23 protein-coding genes are annotated in these 23128 nt (G+C 70.7%); 16 read left to right on the plus strand and 7 right to left on the minus strand.

The window, feature by feature from the left end:
- Positions 1-149: 149 nt before the first annotated feature.
- The gene (gene coaA / locus J9315_RS04465; protein ID WP_137827057.1) at positions 150-1187 is read right to left on the minus strand and encodes a type I pantothenate kinase; all 1038 of its coding nucleotides are present in this window, start codon (positions 1185-1187) and stop codon (positions 150-152) included.
- A gap of 15 nt (positions 1188-1202) precedes the next feature.
- On the opposite strand from coaA, the gene J9315_RS04470 reads away from it, so the two are divergent.
- The 9 genes from J9315_RS04470 to J9315_RS04510 all read left to right on the plus strand — a co-directional run bounded on the left by J9315_RS04470 (position 1203) and on the right by J9315_RS04510 (position 10168).
- A complete protein-coding gene (locus tag J9315_RS04470) occupies positions 1203-1418 on the plus strand; it encodes a hypothetical protein (RefSeq protein WP_198499396.1) in 216 nt (71 codons plus the stop codon).
- A 36-nt stretch (positions 1419-1454) separates the two neighbouring features.
- Positions 1455-3329: a glutamine--fructose-6-phosphate transaminase (isomerizing) gene (glmS, locus tag J9315_RS04475; protein WP_198499395.1), complete on the plus strand. Its 1875-nt coding sequence runs from the start codon at positions 1455-1457 to the stop codon at positions 3327-3329.
- Positions 3330-3530: 201 nt separating this feature from the next.
- Positions 3531-3953: a holo-ACP synthase gene (locus tag J9315_RS04480; RefSeq protein ID WP_198499394.1), complete on the plus strand. Its 423-nt coding sequence runs from the start codon at positions 3531-3533 to the stop codon at positions 3951-3953.
- A 177-nt stretch (positions 3954-4130) separates the two neighbouring features.
- The gene (locus J9315_RS04485) at positions 4131-5531 is read left to right on the plus strand and encodes a M20 family metallopeptidase (RefSeq protein WP_232623663.1); all 1401 of its coding nucleotides are present in this window, start codon (positions 4131-4133) and stop codon (positions 5529-5531) included.
- 7 nt (positions 5532-5538) lie between these two features.
- Positions 5539-7059, plus strand: a complete 1521-nt coding sequence (locus J9315_RS04490; RefSeq protein WP_198499393.1) for a bifunctional ADP-dependent NAD(P)H-hydrate dehydratase/NAD(P)H-hydrate epimerase — start codon at positions 5539-5541, stop codon at positions 7057-7059.
- Positions 7056-8294, plus strand: a complete 1239-nt coding sequence (gene alr / locus J9315_RS04495; RefSeq protein ID WP_198499392.1) for an alanine racemase — start codon at positions 7056-7058, stop codon at positions 8292-8294. The genes J9315_RS04490 and alr overlap by 4 nt, the downstream gene beginning before the upstream one ends.
- On the plus strand, positions 8291-8923 hold the full coding sequence (tsaE, locus tag J9315_RS04500; RefSeq protein ID WP_198499391.1) for a tRNA (adenosine(37)-N6)-threonylcarbamoyltransferase complex ATPase subunit type 1 TsaE: 633 nt from the start codon (positions 8291-8293) through the stop codon (positions 8921-8923). Before alr ends, tsaE begins: the two co-directional genes overlap by 4 nt.
- Before the next feature lie 12 nt (positions 8924-8935).
- Complete coding sequence (gene tsaB / locus J9315_RS04505) at positions 8936-9664, plus strand: tRNA (adenosine(37)-N6)-threonylcarbamoyltransferase complex dimerization subunit type 1 TsaB (protein ID WP_198499390.1); 729 nt, start codon at positions 8936-8938, stop codon at positions 9662-9664.
- Positions 9665-9670: 6 nt separating this feature from the next.
- Positions 9671-10168 (plus strand): GNAT family N-acetyltransferase, encoded by a 498-nt coding sequence (locus J9315_RS04510; RefSeq protein WP_198499389.1) that lies wholly within the window; start codon positions 9671-9673, stop codon positions 10166-10168.
- Positions 10169-10211: 43 nt separating this feature from the next.
- Here J9315_RS04510 and J9315_RS04515 read toward each other — a convergent pair whose 3' ends face one another.
- Positions 10212-10856: a biliverdin-producing heme oxygenase gene (locus J9315_RS04515; protein ID WP_198499388.1), complete on the minus strand. Its 645-nt coding sequence runs from the start codon at positions 10854-10856 to the stop codon at positions 10212-10214.
- A 130-nt stretch (positions 10857-10986) separates the two neighbouring features.
- On the opposite strand from J9315_RS04515, the gene J9315_RS04520 reads away from it, so the two are divergent.
- From J9315_RS04520 to J9315_RS04535, 4 genes are read left to right on the plus strand one after another with little or no spacing between them, the layout of a single operon-like run.
- A complete protein-coding gene (locus J9315_RS04520; RefSeq protein WP_232623662.1) occupies positions 10987-11934 on the plus strand; it encodes an aldo/keto reductase in 948 nt (315 codons plus the stop codon).
- Positions 11931-12599 (plus strand): hypothetical protein, encoded by a 669-nt coding sequence (locus tag J9315_RS04525; RefSeq protein WP_198499387.1) that lies wholly within the window; start codon positions 11931-11933, stop codon positions 12597-12599. Before J9315_RS04520 ends, J9315_RS04525 begins: the two co-directional genes overlap by 4 nt.
- Positions 12596-13675, plus strand: a complete 1080-nt coding sequence (gene tsaD, locus J9315_RS04530; RefSeq protein WP_198499386.1) for a tRNA (adenosine(37)-N6)-threonylcarbamoyltransferase complex transferase subunit TsaD — start codon at positions 12596-12598, stop codon at positions 13673-13675. Before J9315_RS04525 ends, tsaD begins: the two co-directional genes overlap by 4 nt.
- Positions 13662-14246 (plus strand): NUDIX hydrolase, encoded by a 585-nt coding sequence (locus J9315_RS04535; RefSeq protein ID WP_198501026.1) that lies wholly within the window; start codon positions 13662-13664, stop codon positions 14244-14246. The genes tsaD and J9315_RS04535 overlap by 14 nt, the downstream gene beginning before the upstream one ends.
- Before the next feature lie 48 nt (positions 14247-14294).
- On the opposite strand, the gene J9315_RS04540 is transcribed toward J9315_RS04535, so the two are convergent.
- Positions 14295-15422, minus strand: coding sequence for a glutamate--cysteine ligase (locus J9315_RS04540; RefSeq protein ID WP_198499385.1), 1128 nt, complete (start codon positions 15420-15422; stop codon positions 14295-14297).
- Positions 15423-15549: 127 nt separating this feature from the next.
- Here J9315_RS04540 and J9315_RS04545 point away from each other — a divergent pair, with 127 nt between their 5' ends.
- Positions 15550-17175: a glycoside hydrolase family 3 N-terminal domain-containing protein gene (locus J9315_RS04545; RefSeq protein WP_211978885.1), complete on the plus strand. Its 1626-nt coding sequence runs from the start codon at positions 15550-15552 to the stop codon at positions 17173-17175.
- A 1-nt stretch (position 17176) separates the two neighbouring features.
- On the opposite strand, the gene J9315_RS04550 is transcribed toward J9315_RS04545, so the two are convergent.
- Entirely contained in the window at positions 17177-18223 is a 1047-nt protein-coding gene (locus J9315_RS04550; protein WP_211978886.1) for an iron-siderophore ABC transporter substrate-binding protein, read from the minus strand.
- A gap of 129 nt (positions 18224-18352) precedes the next feature.
- Positions 18353-18976 (minus strand): M15 family metallopeptidase, encoded by a 624-nt coding sequence (locus tag J9315_RS04555; protein WP_211978887.1) that lies wholly within the window; start codon positions 18974-18976, stop codon positions 18353-18355.
- 87 nt (positions 18977-19063) lie between these two features.
- On the opposite strand from J9315_RS04555, the gene J9315_RS04560 reads away from it, so the two are divergent.
- Both J9315_RS04560 and J9315_RS04565 read left to right on the plus strand, forming a co-directional pair.
- Complete coding sequence (locus J9315_RS04560; RefSeq protein WP_198499381.1) at positions 19064-19750, plus strand: response regulator transcription factor; 687 nt, start codon at positions 19064-19066, stop codon at positions 19748-19750.
- On the plus strand, positions 19743-20954 hold the full coding sequence (locus J9315_RS04565) for a HAMP domain-containing sensor histidine kinase (protein WP_249121028.1): 1212 nt from the start codon (positions 19743-19745) through the stop codon (positions 20952-20954). Before J9315_RS04560 ends, J9315_RS04565 begins: the two co-directional genes overlap by 8 nt.
- Here the strand turns inward: J9315_RS04565 and J9315_RS04570 are convergent.
- Positions 20891-21724, minus strand: a complete 834-nt coding sequence (locus tag J9315_RS04570; protein ID WP_211978888.1) for a sulfurtransferase — start codon at positions 21722-21724, stop codon at positions 20891-20893. The genes J9315_RS04565 and J9315_RS04570 overlap by 64 nt on opposite strands.
- Positions 21725-21785: 61 nt before the next feature.
- Positions 21786-23039 (minus strand): class I SAM-dependent methyltransferase, encoded by a 1254-nt coding sequence (locus J9315_RS04575; RefSeq protein WP_211978889.1) that lies wholly within the window; start codon positions 23037-23039, stop codon positions 21786-21788.
- Positions 23040-23128: the final 89 nt, after the last annotated feature.

Below are 23128 nucleotides of genomic sequence, written 5' to 3' on the forward strand. Positions count from 1 at the left end.
TCGCCCCTCGGCGTCGCGTGCTCGTGATCGCGCAGCGGCCCGGGCGAAGGCGCATCGCCTCCTCGGAGATCTCAAACTGTGCACCCTGTGCAACTATTTGCGCGGCGATTCTATTTCCGAGAATCGCAGGAGATGCCCCGCCGAGGCGGTCAGAGCTTGCGCAGCTGCACCTTGCGGATCGTGTGGTCGGCGGACTTGTGGAGGACGAGGTCGGCGCGGCCGCGGCTGGGCAGGACGTTCTCCCGGAGGTTGGGGAAGTTGATCGAGTCCCAGATCTCCGTCGCCAGCGTCACCGCCTCGTCGTCGCTGAGCTTCGAGTACCGGTGGAAGTAGGAGTCGGGGTCCTGGAACGCGCCGTGCTTGAGCTTGAGGAAGCGGGAGACGTACCACTCGCGGATGTCGCGGGAACGAGCATCGACGTAGACGGTGAAGTCGAAGTAGTCGCTCGTCGACAGGCCCACGGTGCCATCGGGGCGGGGCCGGGCCGGCTGGAGGACGTTGAGGCCCTCGACGATGAGGACATCGGGGGAGCGGACGACCACCTCGGCGCCGGGAACGATGTCGTACGTGTGATGGGAGTACACGGGCGCGCGGACCTCGGGGGCACCGGACTTCACGGCCGAGAGGAACCGGAGGAGCCTGCGGCGATCGTACGACTCGGGGAAGCCCTTGCGTCCGCCCAGGTGACGGCGTTCGAGCTCGGCGTTGGGGTAGAGGAAGCCGTCGGTGGTGATGAGCTCGACGCGCGGGGTGTCGGGCCACCGGGCGAGGAGCTCGCGGAGCACGCGCGCCGTCGTCGACTTGCCGACCGCGACCGACCCGGCGACGCCGATGACGAACGGGGTGCGCTTGGCGTCCTGCGGTTCGAGCCCGAGCTCGTGGAGGGGGGAGAAGAACTCCCGCGTCATCTGGTGCTTGCCCTGCCGGGCGGAGACGTAGAGGTTGAGCAGGCGGGAGAGCGGCAGGTAGACCTGAGCCACCTCGTCGAGGTCGATGCGGTCGCCGAGGCCGCGCAGCCGCTCGATGTCGCGCTGGGTCAGCGGCAGCGGCGTCGACTGCGCGAGCTTCCCCCACACCTCGCGGTCGAACTCCCAGAACGGCGAGCTCGGCTGGTCCTCGATCTTCTTCGCGGTGTTGAGTCCGGCGAGGCGGCGCGCACGGTCCAGCTGGGGGTCGACATGAGGCATGGGGACAATTGTGTCATGCGTCATGTGAGGTGCCGTGCGCACCCGGTCATCGGCAGCGTCCTCGCCGAGGCGGGGGAGGCGGTCGTCACGGCCGTGCGGTCGGGCGGTCGCCTCGGTGGGATGCCCCCGTTCACACCCGCGTCGTGCCCCTGGTCACGCCCCCGCAGTGCCCCCGGTCACGGCCGCGCAGTGGGGCCGGTCACCTCGGCGGGAGAGCGGGGGACCCGGTGAGCGGTGGGCTTGACGCGGCCCAGTAAAATTCTGCTCATGTGTGGAATCGTAGGTTATGTCTCCAGTGCGCCGGTCGCCGATGTCGACCATACTGCGCTCGACGTTGTGCTCGCCGGTCTCAAACGGCTCGAATACCGAGGATATGACTCCGCTGGAGTCGCCCTCGTCACCCCCGATGGCGAACTCGCCACGGCGAAGAAGGCAGGCAAGCTCTCCAACCTGACCGATGACCTCGAGGCGAACGAGCTGCCGCTCGCGCAGACGGGCATCGGACACACCCGGTGGGCGACCCACGGCGGACCGACCGACGTCAATGCCCACCCCCATGTCGCCGACGGAGGGCGCCTCGCGCTCATCCACAACGGCATCATCGAGAACTTCGCGCAGCTCAAGGCTCCGCTCGTCGCCGAGGGCTTCGAGTTCACCTCGGAGACCGACACCGAGGTGGCCGCCGCGCAACTCGCGAAGAACTACCGCGCCACCGGCGACCTCACCGCCGCGATGCGCGAGACCGCGCAGCAGCTCGAGGGCGCGTTCACCCTGCTCGCCGTCCACGCCGACCTGCCCGGCACCGTCGTCGCCGCGCGCCGCAACTCGCCGCTGGTCATCGGCCTCGGCGAGGGGGAGAACTTCCTCGGCTCCGACGTCGCCGCATTCATCGACTACACGCGCACAGCCGTGGAGATCGGCCAGGACGAGGTCGTGACGATCACGCCCGACTCGGTCGTCATCACCGACCTCGCCGGCAAGGTCGTGCCCGGTGAGCAGTTCGAGGTCGACTGGGACACCGCCTCGGCGGAGAAGGGCGGATTCTCCTCCTTCATGGACAAGGAGATCCACGATCAGCCGCAGGCCGTCGGCGACACCCTGCTCGGGCGCTTCGACACCGACGGCAAGCTCTCCCTCGACGAGATGAACATCGACGAGGCCGTGCTCAAGACGATCGACAAAATCGTCGTCGTCGCGTGCGGCACCGCCGCCTACGCCGGTCAGGTCGCGAAGTACGCGATCGAGCACTGGTGCCGGATCCCCGTCGAGGTCGAACTCGCCCACGAGTTCCGCTACCGGGATCCCGTCGTCAACGAGAAGACGCTCATCGTCGCGATCTCCCAGTCGGGCGAGACGATGGACACGATCATGGCCGTCCGCCACGCCCGCCAGCAGGGCGCGAAGGTCATCGCGATCTGCAACACCTTCGGCTCGACGATCCCGCGCGAATCCGACGCCGTGCTCTACACGCACGCCGGACCGGAGATCGCCGTGGCCTCGACGAAGGCGTTCCTCTCGCAGGTCGTCGCCTGCTACCTGCTCGGCCTCTACCTCGCGCAGCTGCGCGGGAACAAGTTCCGCGACGAGATCTCGCTCATCCTCAAGGAGCTGCAGACGATCCCGGAGAAGATCCAGCGGATCCTCGACGAGGGCAAGGACCAGGTCCTCGAGCTCGCGCGGCGCAACGAGGACGTCGGCTCGGTGCTCTTCCTCGGCCGCCACGTCGGCTACCCGGTCGCGATGGAGGGCGCGCTCAAGCTCAAGGAGCTCGCCTACATCCACGCCGAGGGCTTCGCCGCCGGTGAGCTCAAGCACGGCCCGATCGCGCTCATCGACGACGGCCAGCTCGTCATCATCGTCGTGCCGTCGAAGCGCGGCCGCGACTCGCTCCACGCGAAGGTGATCTCGAACATCCAGGAGGTCCGCGCCCGCGGTGCGAACACCGTGGTCATCGCCGAGGAGGGTGACGAGGAGGTGCGCGAGTTCGCGTCCGAGGTCATCTACGTCCCCGAGACGACGACGCTCATGGCGCCGCTGCTGACCACCGTGCCGCTGCAGATCTTCGCGATGGAGCTCGCGACGGCGAAGGGACTCGACGTCGACCAGCCCCGCAACCTCGCGAAGTCCGTCACCGTCGAATGACGCATCCTCGAGCCCGGGCCGCGCATGATGCGGCCCGGGCTCGAGTCGCACACTGACCGGGCGCACGCTGATCAGTCGCACGGCACGCATTCGTGCAGGACGGCCCGCATCCGGGCCGCACTGGAGAACATCCGCACTGGAGAACGTCGGACCGGAGAACGTCGGATCGAAGAACTGTCACTCTGGAGAACAGGGGAGGCCATGGCCATTCTGGGAATCGGCACCGACATCGCCGATGTGCCGCGCTTCGCCGAGCACATCGAACGCGTGCCGGAACTCCTCGACCGCCTCCTCACCCCTGCCGAACAGCTCAAGCGCAACGGGAAGCGCCGCACGGACGCATCCCTGGCGGCGCGGTTCTCCGCGAAGGAGGCGCTGAAGAAGGCGATCGGGTTCCCCGGCTGGCTGCCATGGCAGTCCGCCGAGGTGGTTCCCGCCCGCTCCGGTGCCCCCTCGTTCCGCCTGCGCGGGCTCGTCCTCGAGCACTTCCGCCTCATCGGCGGCACGAACCTCCACCTCTCGATCACCCACGACGCGAACGTGACGATGACCTTCGTCATCGCCGAGGGTGAGGGGCCGTCGCTTAGCCCCGGCGTCGAGTGGGACGCGAAGCACTTCGGCTAGACGCTCGGCCCGGCGCCCGCAGTCGCCGGCGCCCGCGCCCCGGGCCCCTGCGCCCCGGCGTCCGGCCGGTGCCACCGAATCGAGGTCGCAAAGTGTCGATCTCCGACTCGCACATCGACACTCTGCGTCCTTGAAATCGGTCCCGGAGCTCGCCGCGGGGAGGAATAGACTCATCCCATGACCTCCGCCGCCGACTCCCGCGACCCCGAATCCCCTGCGTCCGCCACCGAAGCCGCGTCCGCCGACTCCTCCGCCGCGTCCACCCCCGCGGCGGCCTTCCCGGACACCCCCGCGTCCACCACCTCGGCGGCCTTCCCGAACACCTCGGCGGAGCCCCTCTCGGACACAGCCGCAGCCGGCCTCCCCACCCCCGCCGACGCCGCGGCCATCGCCGGCGACCTCGTCGCCCTGCGCCGGGCCCTCCACGCGAATCCGGAGGTCGGCCTCGACCTGCCCGCGACGCAGGCCCTCGTCAGGGACGCCATCGCCGATCTCGACGTCGAGCTCACCGCGGGCCACGCGCTGTCCTCCTTCGTCGCCGTCCTCCGCGGCGGCAAGCGCACCGCGGACTCGACCGGCGTCGTGCCCGCGGTCCTCCTCCGCGGTGACATGGACGCCCTCCCCATCACCGAGGCGACCGGCTTCGACTTCGCCGCGACGAACGGGAACATGCACGCGTGCGGCCACGACCTCCACACCGCCGGACTCGTCGGGGCGCTGCGCCTCCTCCACGACACGCGCGCCGAGCTGCCCGGCGACGTCGTCGTCATGTTCCAACCCGGCGAAGAGGGCTACGACGGTGCCGGGCGGATGCTCGACGAAGGCGTCCTCGACGCGGCCGGACCGCGGGTCAGAGCCGCCTACGGCATCCACGTCTCCGCTGATCAGGACCTCGGCGTCGGCTCCTCCCGGCGAGGGTCGTACATGGCCGCGTTCGCGAAGATGACGATCACCGTCCGCGGATTGGGCACGCACGCCTCCCGCCCGGCCAGCGGCCGCGATCCCATCGAAGTCGGGGCGATGCTCGTCGGCCAGCTCCAGGAGTACGTCACCCGCCGCTTCGACATCTTCGACCCCATAGTCGTCACCGTCGGCCAGTTCAACGGCGGCACCGCCCCCAACGTCATCCCCGACTACGCCACCCTCGTCGTCAGCGTGCGCACGTTCTCCGACGAGGTGACGACCCGCGCCGAGGCGGAGCTGCCCCACCTCGTCACCACGCTCGTCGCTGCGCACGGGCTCGAAGCCGACGTCGACTACGAGCGGATCCTCCCGCCGACGATCAACGACGACGCCGAGGCGGACTTCTTCCTCGCGACCTTCGCCGACCTCTTCGGCGCCGACCGTACCGTCACCAGGGCGAACCCGCTGCCGGGGTCCGAGGACTTCTCCCGTGTGCTCGCCGAGGTGCCCGGCGCCTACGGGCACTTCGGCGTCGCCCTGCCCACCCTGCCCGTCGCCGAGCGCGAAGCCAACCACTCACCGCGTGCCCGGCACAGCGACGAGGGCCTGGCCGACCAGGCGCTCTTCCTCGCCCACCTCGCCGGGCGGAAGCTCAAGCAGCTGGCGGGGGAGTGAGTCGACGATGAGCACGTTCGCGTATCCGAGTCAGGTGATCAGGGACGCCGAGGTGCCCCTCCTCGAGGCAGGCGTCCCGCTCATGGCGCGGGCCGCCGGTGCTCTCGCTCGGTATGCCGCGCAGACCCTGCGCTCGACGCGCGGACAGATCGCCGGATCGCGGGTGTGCGTGCTCGCCGGCCCCGGCAACAACGCCGGCGACGCGCTCTTCGCCGCCGCCTCCCTGGCCCGCCGCGGTGCCCTCGTCGATGTCATCACCCTCTTCGACCGCACCCATGCCGAGGGACTGACCGCCGCACAGCGTGCGGGAGCAGCTGTCCTCGCCGCCGGTGAGACCGCCCACGCGGAGGCGCTCACGGCACTCGATCGCGCCGACCTCGTCCTCGACGGCATCCTCGGCACGGGCGGCCGCCGCGGACTGCCGGACTCCGTCACCGCGCTCATCCGCAACTGGCGGGCCGGCGACCCGACCGGCTCGGTCATCGCCGTCGACGTCCCCTCCGACCTCGACACCTCTGCCGACTCCGCGCCCGATTCCCGCATCCACGCCGATGCCACGCTGACGTTCGGCGGTCTCAAGGCCGATCTCGTCGACCCCCGGGCCGCCGCCTTCACCGGGGCCGTCGATGTCGTCGACATCGGGCTCGATCTCGACCCCGCCGAGGCGGTCGCCGAGGTCCTCGACATCGGCGACCTCATCGCCGAGTTCCCCCGCCCCGTCGCCGCCGATCACAAGTACTCCCGTGGGGTCCTCGGCGTCGTCGCGGGGTCCGCGATGTACCCGGGCGCGGGCGTGCTCACCTCGGGTGCGGCGGTGAACACGGCGGCCGGTATGGTCCGCTACCTCGGCGACGGCGAGGTCGGGGATCGGATCCTCGACCGGCACGCCGAGGTGGTCCTCGCCGCCGGTCGCATCGATGCCCTCGTCGTCGGGTCGGGGGATCCCGAGCAGGGGTTCGTCGAGGCCGCGCTCGGCGCGATCGCCGAGACGACGGTGCCGCTCGTCCTCGACGCCGGAGCCCTCGACCTCGTCGGACACGACGAGCCCGATGCGAACCGACCGGTCGTCCTCACGCCGCACGCCGGTGAGCTCTCCCGCCTCCTCAGCCGCCTCCTCGGCGAGATCATCACCTCCCGACGGGTCGCGGCGGACCCCCTGCACTGGGCGCGGAAGGCCGCAGCGGTGACCGGGCACGTCGTCCTCCTCAAAGGCGCGCAGACGGTCATCGCGTGTCCCGACGGCTTCGCGGTGCTCCCGTCGCCGGGGCCGGCGAGCCTCGCGACGGCCGGGTCCGGCGACGTCCTCACCGGCATCATCGGCACCCTGCTCGCCGCGGCGCAGGCCGAGCGGCGTACCCGTGGCGAGGACGGACCGATGCCTGCGCGCGCCGCCGCGCACACGGCCGGCCTCGGCGTGCTGCTCCACAATGCGGCCGGGGAGCTGTCGATCAACGCCGAACAGCTCGTCACCGCGACCGGCACGGTGACGACCGCCCTCGTCCACGGGGACGGTATCCTTGTCCAGTGACTTCTCGCGAATCCCAGGGCTCTGTCGTCAGAGCTGAGATCGATGCGGCCGCCCTGCGCGCCAATGCCGCCGTCCTCGCTGCGGGAATCGCGCCGGCCAGACTCAAATGCGTCGTCAAGGCCAATGCGTATGGGCACGGCGTCGACATCGTCGCGACCGCCCTCCACGCCGCCGGACACCGGGAGTTCTGCGTCGCCACCCTCGACGAGGCGCTGCATCTGCGCGACCTCCTCGGTCCCGATGCGGACATCATGGCCTGGCTCTACGGTCCCGAGTCCGACCTCGACGCCCCGCTGCACGCCGACATCGCCCTCGGTGTGTCCACGCTCGGGGCCCTCGACCGGATCCTCGAGGCGACCGAGCGGACGGGCACGACCGCGCGGATCCACCTCAAGATCGACAGCGGGCTCGGACGCAACGGGCTGACGCCCGACGATGTCGCCGCCGTGCTCGCGAAGCTCAGGGACTGCGCCGCCGCGGACCGCCCCCGCCTCGTCGTCGCCGGGGTCATGAGCCACTTCGCCGTCGCCGACGAACCCGACCGCCCCGAAACCGCGCAGCAGCAGCAGGTCTTCGACGCCGTGCGCGACGACCTCGTCGCCGTCCTCGACGCCGCCGGCGGTCGCCTCGGCGAAGTCGACGATCTCGACATCCACATCGCGAACTCTCCGGCCGCGCTCACCCTCCGGCCCGTGCCCGGCACCGCGGCCCGGGTCGGGCTCGCCCTCTACGGGCTCTCCCCGCTCGAGGACCGGTCGGCTCGGGATCTCGGGCTCACCCCGGTCATGCGCCTCGTCTCGGAGGTCGTCAACGTCAAAGACATCCCCGCAGGTCACGGGGCCTCCTACGGGCTGACCTACACCGCGGAGACCGACACGCGGTTCGCTCTCGTCCCCGGCGGGTACGGCGACGGTCTGCCGCGGTCGGCGTCGAACCGCGCCGCGGTGACGATCCGCGGGCAGCGCTTCCCCGTCATCGGGCGCATCGCCATGGACCAGTTCATCGTCGACGTCGGCGACGCCGAGGTGGCTGTCGGCGACGAGGTCGTCATCTTCGGCCCCGACGGCCCGAGCGCCGACGAGTGGGGTGCGTGGGCGGACACGATCAACTACGAGATCGTCACGCGCATCAGCGCCCGCGTCGACCGCCTCGGCGTCGACGTCACCCGAGCCGATGTCGACGTCGACGGCAGCGGCGTCGACATCGTCGCCGGCGGGCGTGAGGGGGCGGCATGAGGATCCGCGTCACCTCCCTGGAGCGGATGCGCGCCCTCGCCGAGGCGGTCGCCGGGCAGCTGCGCGCCGGTGACCTGCTCATCCTCACCGGCGATCTCGGGGCGGGGAAGACGACGTTCACGCAGTCCCTCGGCGCCGGCCTCGGAGTCGCGGGGCGGATCACCTCGCCGACGTTCGTCATCGCGCGCGAGCACCCGTCGACCCACGGCGGGCCCGCGCTCGTCCACGTCGATGCCTACCGCCTCGGTGCCGCCGAGGAGCTCTCCGACCTCGACCTCGACTCGGAGCTCGAGGAGTCGGTGACCGTCGTCGAGTGGGGCGAGGGACTGGCCGAGCAGCTGAGCGCCGACTATCTCGATCTCACGATCACCCATCCCGGCACCGCCGATGCGGACGACCCTGATTCGTTGGACGCCGGGGCGGGCAGCGCTGACTCAGGCAGCGCCGAGGCGACCGGCGACTTCGACCTCGACGATCCCGCCGATGACGACTACCTCGTCGATGAGAACCGCACCGTCGACGTCGTCGGCCACGGGCCCGGATGGGAGCGCCGCCTCGGTGGCCTCGCCACGGCGATCCGCACCGCCGGATTCGACGTCGCCGATGCTCCCGGGGACGACGGGTCGTAAGGAGGACCACGCATGATCATTCTCGGAATCGACACCTCACAGGCCGCCTCGGTGGCGCTCGTCGACACCGACTCGGGGGAGGTGCTCGCGGCGGAACAGGCCGATGACCAGCGCCGACACGTCGAGTTCATCGGACCGGCGCTCGAGCGCGTGCTCGCCCATCCCGCGGTGCCCGACCTCGTCGTCACCGGCACCGGGCCGGGGCCGTTCACCGGTCTGCGGGTCGGCATCGCCGCGGGCATCGCCGTCGGTCTCGCGCGCGGCATCCCCGTTCACGGCCTCCATTCGCAGGCGGCGATCGCCGAGGAGTTCCGCCGGCTGCTCGTGCCTCCCGATGCTGGTGACACCGGCACGTCGGGCTTCATCGGCGGTGACTCGGGACTCGTCCTCATCGCCGGGGACGCGCGCCGCAAGGAGGTCTACGCGAGCGTGTACTCGCCCGCCGCCGAACTCGTCGCCGGTCCCCTCGTCGCGAAACCCGCCGACCTCGCCGCGGAGTTGACCGCCCTCGGCGTCGACGACGCGGCGGTCGGCGAGCGTCTCGGGCGCGGCTTCGCCCTCTACTCCGACCTCCTCGGCGCCTCGACCCGATCCGACATCGTCGACCCGCGGGCCGAGTTCCTCGCCTTCGCCGCCGCCCGTGAGCTCGCGGCGGGCCGGGAGCTCGGCGAACCGGTCCCCGAATACCTCCGCGAGCCCGATGCCGCTGCGACGCCCGTGCGCCAGAGCACGCTCAAGTAGCCGTCGATGCTCCCCGTGCAGATCGCCGACCTTCCCTGGTGGGACCTCGCCGAGGTGGCCGAGGCCGATGCGCGCATCTTCGGCCCCACCGCCTGGACCGTCCAGTACTACTGGGCGGTGCGGGCCCAACAGGGCACGGCGATGTTCGCCGCGCGTCTCCCGGAGGTCGGGGAGGACGAGACGGTGACCGGTGGGCCTCCCGATCATGCGTCTTCTGGAGAGCTCGCGGGCTGGGTGGTCATGTCGGCGATCGGCGCGGAAGCCGATGTCATGACGATCGCGACTACCGAGGCGGCCCGCGGACGCGGGGTCGGTCGCAGTCTCCTCGCCGCTGGGCTCGACTGGGCGGCCCGTCAGGGTGCCGAGGTCGTCCACCTCGAGGTCGCCGACGGCAATGACGCGGCGCTCGGTCTCTATCGGTCGCTCGGCTTCGAGGAATGGGGCAGGCGCCCCGACTACTATCCGGGCGCCGACGCGATCCTCATGCGCCGTAGCCTGCGCTAGCGACGTCGCCTCGAGCGAATGAGCCCGCGGCCTGACGCGGGTCTTACGCGACCGGCGCGGACCGGTCGGTGAGCTCGGAGAGCAGCGCCCCGTTGAGGTCGAAGGCCCGCAGCGTCTCGGCGATGACGGCCTCTTCGTCGCCGTCGGTCGCCGCGACCTCGTCGAGACGACCGCGATAGGCGTCCTTGTACGGTTTTCCCTTGCCCAGTGCGGTGAAGTCCCACATCGTCAGCGCCTCCTCGGGAAGGCCGTAATGCCTGCCCATGAGGGTGCCGATCGCCTGTCCGCCGGAGAGATCGCCGAGGTAGCGGGTGTAATGGTGCGCGATCATCTGCTCGGGGGTGCCGAGGGCGGCGAGATGATCGGCATAGGCCCGGGCACTCGTCGTCACCGCGATCCCGGAGACGTCGATGCCGTCGACGCGATCGAGGGCGGCGAGGTCGGCGCTGATCCGCGCGGAGCGCTCGAGCCGGGGGTCGTGGAACGGGGCGAACACCGGATCGGCGGCGAAGTCACGGGCCCGTGCCTCGAGGGCTGCGTAGATGACCTCGTACTGCGTGAGCAGCGTCGCGTATGCGACCGCATCGAGCCGGCCCTCCATGAGCTCGACCATGAAGTCCGTGTGCTCGACCTCGTCGTGGATCGTCGCCGTGCTGCCCTTGAGACGAGCGGAGAACGGGTCGGTCATGGCTGCTCCTCTGATGTCGCCGGGTGGACAGAGTCTATCGCGGCAGGCTCCGTGAGCGCTGGGTTCGCACCGCCTCCATCCTCAACCCGACCTGAGGACGGAGGACCGCCTCGGCGAGTAGGGTGGAGGCATGACACGAGTGCAACTGGCAGACACGAATCTCATGGTTCACCCCCTGCAGCTGGGCGGCAATCCGTTCGGGTGGGGCGCTGATCGGGACGAGAGCTTCGCCGTCCTCGATGCCTACGCCGAGGCGGGAGGCAATTTCATCGACACCGCCGATGCCTACTCGGTCTGGGTCGAGGGCAACTCGGGTGGGGAGTCGGAGACGATCATCGGCGAATGGATGGCCGCCCGCGGCAACCGCGACGAGATGGTCATCGCGACGAAGGTCGGCATGCTCCCGAAGCAGAAGGGGCTCGACCCGGTCAACATCCGTGAGGCCCTCGATGCCTCACTGCGTCGGCTCGGCACGGACCGCGTCGACCTCTACTACGCGCACATCGATGACGAGAAGGTCGACCAGGTCGCCGTCGCGGAGACGTTCGACGCGCTCGTCCGCTCGGGCAAGGTCAGCTACCTCGGCGCCTCGAACTTCTCCCTCGACCGGCTGAAGTCGGCGATGAAGATCAGCGAGAAGTACTCGCTCGCGCACTACCGGGTCGTCCAGGACAAGTTCAACCTCGTCTCCCGGGCCGCCGTCGATGCCGACAAGCAGGAGTACCTCCGCAGCCGCGGCATCGCCGAACTGCCCTACCACTCGCTGGCCTCGGGCTTCCTCACCGGCAAGCACACCGGCGGAGACGCCACCGGCAGCGTCCGCGGTGAACGGGTCGGAGACCTCCTCGATGACCAGAACGCCCTCCGCGCCCTCGAAGTCCTCCACGATGTCGCCGCCTCCCACGATGCGTCGATGACCGCGACCGCGATCGCCTGGCAGCTCAGCCATGACTTCATTCCCTCGACGATCGCCTCGGCGCGGGTGCCCGAGCAGCTCACCGAGCTCCTCGCCGGCACCGAGCTCACCCTCACCGATGCCGAGATCGCGCAGCTCGACGACGCGTGGGCCGACGCATGATCGCGCCCGATCCGCGCCTTGTGACCTGGGAGAACGGCACCGACCTCGTCATCGAGCTGCCGCTGACGGTGACGCCGGCGGCGGCGTGGGCACGCCTGACCGACGGGGAGCGCGCCGGTGACTGGTTCGCTCCCTTCACCGTCGACGGCGACTCCGTGTCCTTCGACCTCGGCGTCTCCGAACTCGGGCAGACCGAACTCGTCGGGGAGATCCTCAGCTGCGAGGACGAGGAGCACGTCCTCGTCGAGTTCGTCGAATTCGGCGTCCTCGGCATCCAGCTGCTGCCCGTCGCGGTCGATGCCGCCGCCGCGTCTGCTGACCCGTCGCTGGGTCCGGAGGCGGCGACCGTGGCTGCCGCGGATGAGACCGACGGCACCGTCCTCGTGTTCACCCAGTCGGCCACCGACGCCGAGGCGGCCCGCCAGAAGGCCGCCGACTTCGGTCCGATGTGGGACACGCACCTGCGGATGTTCGCCCGCAGCCTCGGCGTCGAGGCGCCTGAGGCCGACGACGACGACCTGCTGCGCACGTACGCCGACCTCGAACTCGAGGTCGATGACGCCGCTGAGGACGACCTCGGCGATCCGGATCTCGACGATCTCGGGACCGCTGAACCGGAGGACGCCCGCGTCGGCGAGCCGCACCGCGGTACGGAGAGCCGATGAGCGACCCCCTCGTCCTCGGCATCGAATCCTCGTGCGACGAGACCGGGGTCGGCATCGTGCGCGGGCGCACGCTGCTGACGAACACGGTGTCGTCGTCGATGGACGACCATATCCGGTTCGGCGGAGTCGTCCCCGAGGTCGCCTCCCGCGCCCACGTCCAGGCGATCGGTCCCGCGATCGTCGCCGCGTGCGATGAGGCCGGGGTCGCCCTCGGCGATCTCGACGCGATCGCGGTGACCGCAGGACCCGGACTGTCCGGGGCGCTCATGGTCGGCGTGGGCGCCGCGAAGGGACTGGCCACGGCGCTTGGGCTGCCGCTCTACGGCGTCAACCATCTCGCCGCCCACGTCGCCGTCGACCTCGTCGCCGACGACATCGACGGTCTGCGGACGCCGACGATCGCCCTGCTCGTCTCGGGCGGGCACACGGAGATCCTCCGCATCGGCGACATCGTCGACGACATCGAGCTCCTCGGGGCGACGATCGACGATGCCGCCGGTGAGGCGTTCGACAAGACTGCTCGGCTGCTCGGGCTGAGCTACCCCGGGGGCCCGAACATCTCGAAGGCCGCGCTCGGCCTCCTCGACGGCACGGGTGTGCCCGGTGACCGCACGGCGGTGCGGTTCCCGCGCGGGCTTGCGAAGAAGGACGATCTGCGCGATCCCGAGCGTCGGTTCAACTTCTCCTTCTCCGGGCTCAAGACTGCGGCCCTGCGTGAGGTGACGAAGGCTGAGGCACTCGGCAGCGACCTGAGGGTGGCCGACATCGCCGCCGGGTTCGAAGACGCCGTCGTCGACGTCCTCGTGACGAAGACCCTACTCGCCGCCTCTGACACGGGCATCGACCACGTCGTCCTCGGGGGCGGGGTGGCGGCGAACGCGCACCTGCGCGAGGTGCTGGCCGCCCGCTGCGCCGAGGCGGGTGTGACACTGAGGGTGCCTCCGCTCAGCCTCTGCACCGACAACGGGGCGATGGTCGCCGCACTCGGTGCGGAACTCGTCTCCCGCGGTGCCGCCCCGAGCGATCTCGGCTTGGCCGCGGTCTCGTCGTTGGATGTCGATGATGTCCTCGTCTGACGGAGCCCGACGCTCTGACGAGGCCCCGGAAGACGCGACCGCGAACCACTCCGGTGAGGCCTCCTCGCCCGCCCGGTCAGAGCGCCTGCCCGACTCCCTGCCGCCTCGGCGCTCGGGTGACGGGTGGACCGTCGGCTCCGACGGAGAGAAGCACTGGGGTCTCAACGGCGCGGCCGGACTCATGCTCATCGACCCCGATCGCGGAGTGCTCATGCAGCACCGGGCGCTGTGGTCGGTGGCCGGCGGCACGTGGGGATTCCCCGGCGGGGCCCGCGACATGGGGGAGTCGGCGATCGATGCCGCGATCCGCGAATCCCACGAGGAGGCGGGTGTGCCCGATCCCGAGGGCAACGACTTCACGATCGTCGACTGCCATGTCCTCAACCTCGGCACATGGTCGTACACGACGGTCATCGCGAAGACCCTGCGGCACCTCGAGCCGGTGATCAACGATCCTGAGAGCATCGAGCTGCGCTGGGTGCCGCTCGACGAACTCCGCGACCTCGATCTCCACCCGGGGGTGGAGGCGAGCCTGCCGGAACTCGAAGAGCTCCTCGCCCCGCACCTCTAGGCAGCCCGCACCTCTAGGCAGCCCCGGCCCGCGAGCAGGCCCCGCGCCTCACACGTACGAGGTGCGCAGATCCCGGATGAGCGAGCGCGTCACTTCGGTGAGCGATCCGGTCGTGTGGAACACGTCCTGCAGGCGCTGGTAGGGCACCCCGCGCGCCATGAGATCGCTGATCGAGGCGAGCTCGCGCGCGCATCCGAGCCTCTCGGCCACCGGCGCCAGACGGACGAGCTCGTCGGCGATGCACTCGGTGACGAGCCGCTCATCGGCTTGCGCGTTCTCGATGATGATCGCGTCCATCCCGTACCGCGCCGCCCGCCACTTGTTCTCGTCGTGGAACCAGTCGGGCATCGTCGGCAGGGTCTCTCCGGCGTCGAGGCGGGCGGAGAAGTCGTCGATGAGGCACTGGATGAACGCGGTCATCGCGGTGATCTCCTCGAGCGTCGGCAGCCCGTCGCACACCCGCACCTCGACGGTGCCCCAGTTCGGCGCGGGCCGGATGTCCCAGCGGATCTCGTTGAGATGGTCGATGATGCCGGTCGTGAGCATGTCGTCGACGTACTTCTCATACGCCGCCCACGAATCGAACTGGAACGGCAGACCGGCCGTCGGCAGCTGCTGGAACATCATCGCCCGATTCGACGCGTACCCGGTGTCCGTCCCGCCCCAGAACGGGGAGGAGGCGCTGAGCGCCTGCAGGTGGGGGACGTAGGCGAGGAGCGCGTTGATGATCGGCAGGACCTTGTCGCGCGAATCGACGCCGACGTGGACGTGGACGCCGAAGATCAGCATGTTCCGACCCCACCACTGCGTGCGGTCGACGAGTTCGAGGTACCGGTCCTTCGCCCGCACCTCCTGCGTCTGCCACTGGGCGAACGGGTGGGTGCCCGCCGACATCAGCTCGATGCCGCGATCCTCCGTCAGCGTCCGCAGCGCGCCCATCGAGGTCGCGAGGTCCTCGGCGACACCGGACACCGTCGTCTGCACATCGGTGACGAGCTCGATCGTGTTCGTCAGCATCTCGCCGACGATCCGCTTCTCGAATGCGGGTGCGCGGTCGGCGACATCGGCCAGCAGGCTCTCCGCTGCGGGGGTGAGATCGAGACTCTCCCCGTCGAGGAGAGCCAGTTCCCATTCGACACCGAGGGTGGAACGGGGTGAACGTGCGAAATCGACCATGGATCGATCATAGTGGCGCGCGTCCCCGACTCGAGACGCCGTCTTGCCCACACGGGCATGAGATCGGTCTCCCACCCGCCGGCCGAGCGCGCGGACCGGGTTCAGGTGCGCCCACTAGCATGGGAGCATGCCAACACGTCTCACCCTCACGGCACTGACCGCGGCACTCACCCTTGTCCTCGCCGGCTGTTCCGGCGGCAGCGCGGGGGAAACGGATGCCACGACGGATCCCTCGAGCGCCGAGGCGGGGGCGAGCTCGGCCGCCCCCACGAGCGCGCCGACGAGCGCGCCCCCGGCCCAGCCTGAGGACTTCGCCGACGAGGCCGCCGAGATCGTCGACTCCTTCTCCGACGAGCAGCTCGCCGGGTCCCTCATCATCGGCACCTGGGCCGGAGCGGGCTCCCAGGGCGCGGTCGACATGGTCAGGCAGAACAGCCTCGGCGGGGTCATCGTCATGGCCGACAACCTCACGGAGACCCCCACGGCCGACGAGGTGAGCGCCCTGACCAAGGACATCGCCGGCGCGCGGACCACGGGCCAGCCGGTGTCGATCGGCGTCGATCAGGAAGGCGGCCCGGTCTCGCGCCTGAGCACCGCGGCGCTGCCGTTCCCGCCGCTCATGGCGCTTGCCGCCACCGGGGACGGGCAGCTGACGACGACGGCGACGACGGTGCAGGCGCGCAACCTCACCGACCTCGGCTTCACGATCGACTTCGCCCCCGACTCCGATGTCACGGTCGGACCCGAGGACGTCGCGATCAACGTGCGCTCGGCCGGCAGCGACCCCAAGGCCGTCGCCGAGGTGGTCGCCCAGGCCGTCGACGGCTACGAAGCGGGTGGGGTCGCGAGCTCCGCGAAGCACTTCCCCGGCCACGGTCGCCTCACCGTCGACTCGCATGAGAGCCTGCCGGTGTCGGAGAAGTCGATCGACGAGCTCGAGAGCACGGACCTGCTGCCCTTCAAGTCCGCGGTCGAGGCCGGGGTGCCGCTCGTGATGATGGGCCACATCGGGCTGCCGGACGCGAAGACGACCCCGGCGAGCCTCAACCCGGACGCCTACGCGGCGATGCGCGACAAGCTCGGCTTCGACGGGGTCGCGATCACCGATGCGCTCAACATGGAGGCCGTGCCCCAGAACGAGAACGGCGGGGAGACCGTGACCGCGCTCAAGGCCGGCGCCGACCTCGCGCTCATGCCCCCGGACGCCGCAGCCGCACAGAAGGCGATCGTCGCGGCGCTGGGGGATGGGACGCTGACGAAGGACGACCTCGTCGAGAAGTCCCGCCGGGTCGTTGCGATGCAGCTGGCCACCGCGGAGACGCAGAAGGGCGTTGCGGGGTCTGACGCCGGCGCTGAGGATCCCGAGGCCGTGCTCACCGAGGTCGCCGAGAAGTCGCTGACCGTGCTCAAGGGCGACTGCGAGTTCGCGGGCACCGAGTCGATCTCGATCGTCGGCGGCAGCGAGAAGGAGAAGGCCGCCCTGGGCAAGGCGGCCGAGTCCGCGGGGCTGACCGTCGGCTCCGGTGGGACGACGGTGAGTCTGAGTCCGAAGACCTCCGCCGAGGTGGCCGTCGGCACCGCTGCCCCGTGGACGATGCGCAGCACCACGGCGAAGACCGCGGTGACCGCCTACGATTCCAATCCCTACGCGCTCGAGGCGGTCGCGAAGTGGCTCAAGGGCGACCTCACCGCCACAGGATCGCTGCCGGTCAACTACGACGGCAGCGACGCAGCGCCGTCGTGCAGTGGGTGAGTCAGTCGAGCTGCTTGCCGTACGCGGCGGCGATGTCGTCGAGGACGGTGCCCAGCGCGAGGTAGCCCTGCCCGCGCATCCACGCCTCGAAGTCGACGGGGTGGACATTGCCGGCCTCGACTGCGGGGATGGCCTGCCAGATCGGTGAGGCCGCGACCTCATCGACGACGCCCTCCTCGGTGCTGTAGACGAAGATGTGGTCGCCGAGGCTGCCCGGCAGCAGCTCGAGGCTCGTCTCGACGTAGCCGCCCTCGCCGACGCTCGTGCCCTCGGCCGGCGGAGCGAACGTCAGTCCGGCGTCGGTCATCGCAACCCCGGCGTTCGTCTCCTCCATCATCACGCGCACCTCGTCGGGTCGCAGGCGCACCTGCGAGACCGGCTTGGCCGCTTCGGGATCGTCGGCGAGCTGCGCCTTGAGGTCGGCGGCGCGGGACTCGTAGGCCCGGGCGGCCTCATCCATCTCCGCGGTGCGGTCGAGTGCGGCCCCGACCTGGGCGGCAAGGCCCTTGGGGTCCTGCTCGCCGACGACGACGGGCACCGTCGGTGCGATGTCGGAGTACTCGTCGAACATCGTGTCGTCGAGGCCGGCACCGCCCGAGGCGTTCATGAGGATGAGGTCGGGTTCGAGCGCGGCCACGAACTCGAGGTCGATCTCCTCGTCGGAGTCTCCGATGCGCGTGACCGAGTCGTCGTCGAGGCCGACGTAGTCGGGCAGTCCCGCGAACGACATCGGCGAGCCGACGGGCGTGACTCCGGCTGCGACGCTCGAGTCGAGGAGCGCCGTCGACGTGACGACGACCCGTTCGTAGTCGGTCGGGGCCTCGAAGGTGCCGAGCTCGGTCTTCACGGAGTAGGTGTCCGCCGAGGCGGCCCCCGCTGTCTCCGCGTCGGTGCCGCACCCGCTGAGGACACTGACCGTGAGCACGGCGGCCGACAGCGCGAGGCTGCCGCGCACGGCTGAGAGCCGACCCGATCGCGTCGGGCAACGGCGGGCGCTGTCGGGACGGGAGCCGGTGGGCAGGGAGCCGGATGGCAGGGTCTCGGGCACGGAGCAGTCCTCTTTCGTCCTCAGGGAATCGGCGTGCAAGATTAGCCTAGCCTCAGCTGCGGGACGGATGGCCCTGCGCATCGATGAATGAGACGAGCCGCACACCCTGCCCCTCACCGCACCGCGGAATCACCGCATCCGGGGGTCCTCGGTGGGGTCGGCGTACTGCTGCGGGCAGCCGTCGGTCTGCGCCTCCGGCCGGAGCTCGTAGTGCCACGCCTCGTTGCCGTAGATCTGGCACAGCCCGAAGTCGGCGCCGTGCTGGGAGAGCCAGCTCGAGGCGTCCATCGGGCCGATGTCGACGGCATCTCCGGACACGTGCGGCGAGGTCTCGGGGGTGGCGACCCACCGTGCGGCTTCGGCCTTCGACCCGTAGGTGGAGACGGCGTCGTCGAGCAGACCGGCCTGGTAGGCCGCCGATCGCCGCCCGCTGTTGACGGTGAACGTCACGCCGTCGAGGCGCGCGGACTCGGCGGCCGCGGTCACCGCTGTGCGCAGATCGGCGTCGAGCCCGGAGATGCCCGGCAGTTCGGTGTCGGTGATGCGGGCGTCGTCGGGCAGGGCGCCGTTGTCGGTGTCGCGGACGTTCGCGTCGATCGACGCCCCGACTCCCGCCTCGCCGGTCTGGGACTCCGCCTGCACCGCGCAGCCGGCGAGGGCGGCGACGAGCAGGACGGCGAGTCCGACGGCCACGGCGAAGACGCCGAGGCGGTCGGTGGCGGTTGGGACGGATGCTGCGGTTCTCGTGGTCATGCCTTCAGTCAACGCAGTCGACTGTTGCCGGAGCGTATGCGGAAATCGATATGTTCGCGATACATCCGGGCCATTACGCTGATCCCTATGCGCGTACTGATCGTCGAGGACGAACCCGAGATGGCCGAGGCCGTCCGCAGCGGTCTCCGCCTGGAGGCCATCGCCGCCGACATCGCCGGCGACGGTGACCAGGCGCTCGAGATGCTCGCGGTCAACGACTACGACATCGCCGTGCTCGACCGTGACATCCCCGGACCCTCCGGCGACGAGGTGGCCCGCCAGATCGTCGCCGCCGGCACCGGCATGCCGATCCTCATGCTCACCGCCGCCGATCGCCTCGACGACAAGACGACGGGGTTCGCCCTCGGCGCGGACGACTACCTGACGAAGCCCTTCGAACTCGCCGAGCTCGTGCTGCGTCTGCGCTCCCTCGACCGGCGCCGGTCCCAGCACCGGGCGCCGGTGCTCGAGGTCGCGGGTCTTCGCCTCGACCCGTTCCGCCGGGAGATCTACCGTGACGGCCGGTATGTCGCTCTCACCCGCAAGCAGTTCGCGGTGCTCGAGGTGCTCATGCGCGCCGACGGCGGAGTCGTCAGCGCCGAGGAGCTGCTCGAGAAGGCCTGGGACGAGAACGCCGACCCGTTCACCAATGCCGTGCGGATCACGGTCTCGGCCCTGCGCAAGCGCCTCGGCGAGCCCTGGCTCATCGCGACGGTGCCCGGCGTCGGCTATCGCATCGCGGACCCGAGCGCCGAGGCGGCCGACCGTGGCTGAGCCGCGACCCCGCGGACTGAGCGTCCGGTGGCAGCTGACGCTCAGCTACGCCGGGTTCCTCATCGTCGCCGGCATCCTCCTGCTCGCCGTCGTCTGGATCTTCCTCCTGCGCTATGTCCCCAACGTGCCGATCAGCGCCCCCGACGGCTTCGTCCCCAATCGCTCCGATCTGCAGCGGGCGTTCTTCCCCGCCGCGGCGGCGACCTTGGGGTTCCTCCTCGTCGTCGGGCTGGCCGGAGGATGGTTCCTCGCCGGCCGCATGCTCACCCCGCTGGCGAGGATCACCCGGGCGGCCCGGGCGGTGTCCGCCGGCGAGTTCTCCCACCGCATCCGGATGAGCGGGCGCCAGGATGAGATCCGGGAGCTCGCCGACGTCTTCGATGCGATGCTCACCCGGGTCGAGGCCCACGTCGCCGAACAGCAGCGCTTCGCCGCGAACGCCTCCCATGAGCTGCGGACCCCGCTGGCCATCACGCAGGCGGTCCTCGATGTCGCGCAGCGCGAGCCCGACCGCGAGCACAGCGCCGATCTCGCTCAGCTGCGCGCGGTCAACGACCGTGCGATCGCGCTCACCGAGGCGCTCCTCCTGCTCAGCCGCGCCGGCAATGAGATCCGCGACGTCGAGCCGGTCGACCTCTCCCTCCTCGCCGAGGATGCCGTGGAGACCCTGCTGCCGTTCGCCGAATCGCGGGGGATCGACGTCGAATTCGACACCCAGCCGGCCACAGCGCTGGGGTCGCCGGTGCTGCTGTCCCAGGTGGTGACGAACCTCGTCCACAACGCCATCGTCCACAACCTCCCGGCCGGCGGCTCGCTGCGCGTGCGCACAGGCCGGCAGCCGGCACCGGACGGCACCGGTCCGTGGGCGTGGGTGAGCGTCGAGAACACCGGAGCGGTCATCAGCCCCGAAGCGGTTGCGACCCTCACCGAACCGTTCCAGCGCGGCGGCAGGCGCACCCGCGACAGCAGCCACGCAGGGGTCGGCCTCGGCCTCGCGATCGTCGCGCGCATCGTCGCCACCCATCGCGGCCGTCTCACCCTCACCCCGCTGGCCGGCGGGGGACTCCGCGTCGACGTCGGCCTGCCCGCAGCCCACCAGCCGGTTCAGGGGCGGAGCATAGCGGACCGCGGCACGGATGCTCAGCTGCCGGTGGCGATCCCGCGGCCCGGGTCGGAGGACCAGCCGGACCAGCTCGCCGAGTAGAGGCTCGAGCCGACCCCGAGGGTCGCGAGCACCATCGCGTTGTGGCACGCGGTGACCCCGGATCCGCAGTAGACGGCGACCGACTCCTCGAGGGCGCCGAGGTCGCCGAAGCGCTCGCGGAGGTCGACCTCGGAGAGGATGTAGCCGTCGGCGGTGTTCTCCGTCGCCGGGGCGTTCCGCGCTCCGGGAATGTGGCCGGCGACCGCGTCGAGGGGTTCGGTCTCCCCGCGGAACCGCTCGGGGGCGCGGGCGTCGAGGAGCACGCCGTCCCAGGACTCGGCGGTGTCGGCGTCGATGACGGGCATCGACCCGGGAGTGATGACGACGGTGGAGGGGGCGACGGCTGCGGCCTCACCGAATTCGAGGTCGCCGCCGGCGGAGACCCAGGCGTCGATCCCGCCGTCGAGGACACGGGCGTGCAGTCCCGCCCAACGCAGCAGCCACCAGGCTCGCGCCGCGCCGAGTCCGGAGTTGTCGTCATAGACGACGACCTCCGTCTCCGGGGTGATGCCCCAGGTCCGGACCGTGGTCTGGAACTGCTCGGGACTCGGCAGGGGGTGGCGCCCGGCGCGCGGATCGGTCTGACCGTGATCGGCGAGGTCGGTGTCGAGGTCGACGTAGAGCGCGTGCGGCAGGTGACCGCGTGCGAAGTCGTCCCGGCCATCGGGTTTGAGCTGGGTCCAGCGGACGTCGAGCAGCCTCGGCGGGGTCCGGCCCATCGTCTGGGTGAGGAGCTCTTGCGCGGTGATGAGGACATCGGTTCGGGTCATCGGATCTCCTTGGCTCGGGTCGATCTCCTGCGATCGCCTCCGCTGCTGACTCTACGTCCCCTCAGGACTCCGGGGCAGTCCCGGGTGCCGTGAACGGCTGGGTGAGGAGGACGACGTGCTTGTCGCCGAGGCGGGTGAAGACGAGGGTGGCGCGCTCGCCCTTCGGCAGCTTGAGCTGGCGTCGCACCTGGTCGGGGACGATGTCGGCGCCGCGCTTCTTGATGACGACCGAGCCGATGCCGCGGGCGATGAGCTCCTTGCGCAGGCTCGGGATCTTCGCCGGGAGGACATCGACGATCTCGTACGCGGTGACCCCTGCCGCGGCCGGTCCGGTCGGGGCGACATCGGTCGTGAGGTAGGCGATCGACGGGTTGAGCCGGCGCGCCTGCAGGGGACCGGTGAGCGCCGTGACGAGCCCCGCGCGGACGATCGCGCCGTCGGGTTCGAGGAGATACTCGCCGAGGCGGCCGATGCCGTCCTCGTCGGCCGCCGGCACATCGTCCTCGTGGACGAGGAGGGTGCGCTCGCCCATGACGAGCGCGCTGCGCCCGGGCCGCTGCCGGGCCGCTCCGAAGTAGAGGCAGACCTCGACGACGTCGCCGTCGTGGGAGACCCACTGGGCCTCCGCGCCTGCGGGAATGAGGTCATGGTCGAGGGCGGGGCCCAGCTTGACCCCGGCCGCATGGGCCTTCGCCGCGCGGTCGACGACCCAGGTCAGGGACGGGGAGAATTCGTCGGGGTCGGCGATGCGCGCGGTCGCCCCGCGGGCATTCGCGCGACCGACGCGGCGGCGAGCCGGATCGAACCACAGGGCGTCGGCGCCGACGATCTCCGCGTGCTCGGCCAGCCCGTGCGCGACCTCGGCGCCGGGCAGGTGACGGAGGTTGAAGGCGGCGATCGCGGCGGTGACCTCGTCGGCGTCGACGGCGCGGACCTCGGCGCCGAGGCCGGCGAACGCGAACGCATCGAAGCCGATCCCGCAGCCGAGGTCGGCGATGCGGACGGGGGAGTCGGAGCCGTCGGCCCGCCCGGCGGCGAGCAGCCGCTGCGCGTGGTGGGCGGCGACGGGCAGGCGGGTGGCCTGGGCGAGGCCGTCACGGGTGAAGAGCATCTCCGCGGCGTAAGGACCGAGCTTGCCGACGGCCTCCGTGCGCAGCTGCGCCTGCGTGAGCAGGGCCGCGGTCACCTCGGCGGAGAACCCCTCCTTGCGCAGCGCCGCTGAGCGGGCGAGATCGCCTGTGGGCAGATCATCGATCCGGTCGAGACGGTCGAGGACGGAGACGTCGAGGAGTTCGGCCAGAGTCGTGCGATCCATGGGGGCCAGCCTAACGTTTCCGGGTCACCCGCAGGTCACGGGGGATCACGGGCACCGTCACGGCGAGCGTTCCCGAGACCGTGAGGTAG

The organism is Brevibacterium sp. W7.2 (assembly GCF_018137945.1).
Classification (GTDB): domain Bacteria; phylum Actinomycetota; class Actinomycetes; order Actinomycetales; family Brevibacteriaceae; genus Brevibacterium; species Brevibacterium sanguinis.